Raw genomic sequence first — 2,173 nt, forward strand, 5'->3', positions numbered from 1 at the left:
GAATCCATTTTTATCCTTAGAACAGATTGAACGATAAGAAAAATCATCAGAAATTGCCATTGTTTTTTGGCAATTTCTGATGATTTTTTAGCTATTTACACAGAGTTGTTTGAGGTATGAATAATTTGGGATTTCAGTAGATGAATCTCTCCTTTTTAGGCTTTATGAGACTTTTGTCCCAGCCTCTTTCTTATGGTTGAAAAAAGGAAAAAGCCAACAACAATCGTCGCCCCATTAATGATCAGCCCCAAAACGGTAATATTCCCGTAGAAACTTGGGACAAGCAAACTAATAACCGCAAAAAATGTATAGAGACTGACAATAGCTGCATTAACCAGTGCCAACTCCTTGTGATCATAAGTTGCATAGATCAGTTTGTTAAACATATTCCCGGAAATACCAATAATCAGAAAGGCCAGGAAAAAGGCGCCCAACTGAATCCAAGGTTGCTCTACCACAAAGACCAGCAGTAACAGAGCACCCGAGAGCATGTAATCCAAGGGGAAAAAAAGCCGAGGATCCATCTGAACATAGGGAGCTAGGATTGCCCCTAAAAGATCTGCTCCCCGCTGGCAGGCTAAGATCAAGCCCAAATAAGCGACCGAATAACCCTGCTGCACTAAATAAATAGGCGCCAGCGTCAGCAACAAATCTACTCCCCCACTGAGGATCCCCTCCGTCAGAATAATATAAAAAGCATCTCGTGAAGCAACTAGGGTTTTAAAAGAAGCAAGCCGATCCACCGACTCTTCCTCCTCCACAGTCACTCCCGCTGTATCCGGAATCTGCAACCGCATCAAGAAATACAGAGCACCAATAAAGAAAGGCAAACTCCATTCCATCAAGGTCAAATAGGACATAAAACCTAACAGGAGAGAAGCTACAAAGTTACTGGAAATATCCAGAACATTTCCAGTCAAATATTGAACATTAACCGATTTTTCCAACAAATCCTCACGATTGTCTAAAATCGCCGGAATCACCTTCATTTGCAGATTGTTCAAACAAACCGTAACCAAGGAGAACACAAAATTCAATAGGACCATCCAAAGAAGGGACCAGGTCTGCATCAAACACAAGAGAATCAACAACATCAAACCAATCTGGATCCCCTGCAAACTCAGTATAGCCAACTTATTTCGCTTTAAGCGGTGAAGATAAGGACCATAGGCTGCCGCAAACAAACGCGGCAACATCCCAATCAAGGTAAAGAGGGACAAAGAACCCGCATCAATCTGGTAAACTTGTACCAAACCAAGGGACAAGGCAATCATATAAAAGGAATCCGCTACATTCCGATTAGCCCCACTAAAAATTAAGCGGTAAAAATTAGGCGTCAGTTTCATCGACTTCAGACTCATCAAGCGTCACCACCTTCTATTCGAGCTCTGCTATCCGATCAAAAATCGTCTAGCTATTTACTATCAAACAACTAGTTAGAAACGATCGCCTACTGATTTTCTGGGATGCTTAAACAGTAATCTCATATTCATACCCCTTACCTCTTTCTTGAATCTTACTAACGTTAGTACTGACAGTCTAGCAAATCTCGCCTTGATTCGCATGAGTTATTTGTGCAATCTCCTAAAAATTTTCAAAAAAAGCAACTATTTCAAACAAGTTTTTTGCTATAATGAAGCAAACTTTTTTAACCATGGAAAGGAGGAAGAACATGACCGTACTTTTCATCGGACGCCGTGAATTCCTAGCCCAGGCCCTGACTAAGATCTATAACAATTTAGAATTTACAGTCTACTTAAAGGACTGGGAAGACAGCTTTTTAGAACGCATCTCCCAGAACCAACCAGGGCTAGTCATCTTGGAAATCACCAGACCTGAGCGCAAGGCCTTCTCAGCCTGCCAGAAAATCAAGGCAGCCTTTCCAGACCAGCCTATCCTATTGTTTTCAACCCACTATCGCGAACACTACCTCCAAAAAAGTCTGGAAGCAAAAGCCACTGGCTACCTCCATCAAGACCTGAGTATGGAAGAGATAAACCAAGGCTTTCAAAAGGTCTTAAAAGGACAAGCAACCTTCCCCTATCCAAGAAATCCCTATTCGTCTGCTCTAAGTCCTCGCGAAATCGAAATACTTTAGGGCACCTCTAAAAACTCATACTTATTGACGCCTTATTTCAAATAAGTAGGTATTCCTATTTGGTAGTGCGGACGT

Annotated in this window: 2 protein-coding genes; one reads left to right on the top strand and one right to left on the bottom strand. The window is 41.7% G+C overall.

The window, feature by feature from the left end; genetic code table 11:
• Positions 1-155 precede the first annotated feature (155 nt).
• Entirely contained in the window at positions 156-1,361 is a 1,206-nt protein-coding gene (locus E5983_RS08950; RefSeq protein ID WP_237397613.1) for an MFS transporter, read from the bottom strand.
• 311 nt (positions 1,362-1,672) lie between these two features.
• Here E5983_RS08950 and E5983_RS08955 point away from each other — a divergent pair, with 311 nt between their 5' ends.
• Positions 1,673-2,098 (top strand): response regulator, encoded by a 426-nt coding sequence (locus E5983_RS08955; RefSeq protein WP_160333484.1) that lies wholly within the window; start codon positions 1,673-1,675, stop codon positions 2,096-2,098.
• Positions 2,099-2,173 lie beyond the last annotated feature (75 nt).

Source organism: Streptococcus danieliae (assembly GCF_009767945.1).
GTDB lineage: Bacteria > Bacillota > Bacilli > Lactobacillales > Streptococcaceae > Streptococcus > Streptococcus danieliae.

Excerpts from the sequence above, each read along its gene's own strand:
- E5983_RS08950 (WP_237397613.1), bottom strand. The coding sequence starts at position 1,361 with ATGAGTCTGAAGTCGATGAAACTGACGCCTAATTTTTACCGCTTAATT.
- E5983_RS08955 (WP_160333484.1), top strand. The coding sequence starts at position 1,673 with ATGACCGTACTTTTCATCGGACGCCGTGAATTCCTAGCCCAGGCCCTG.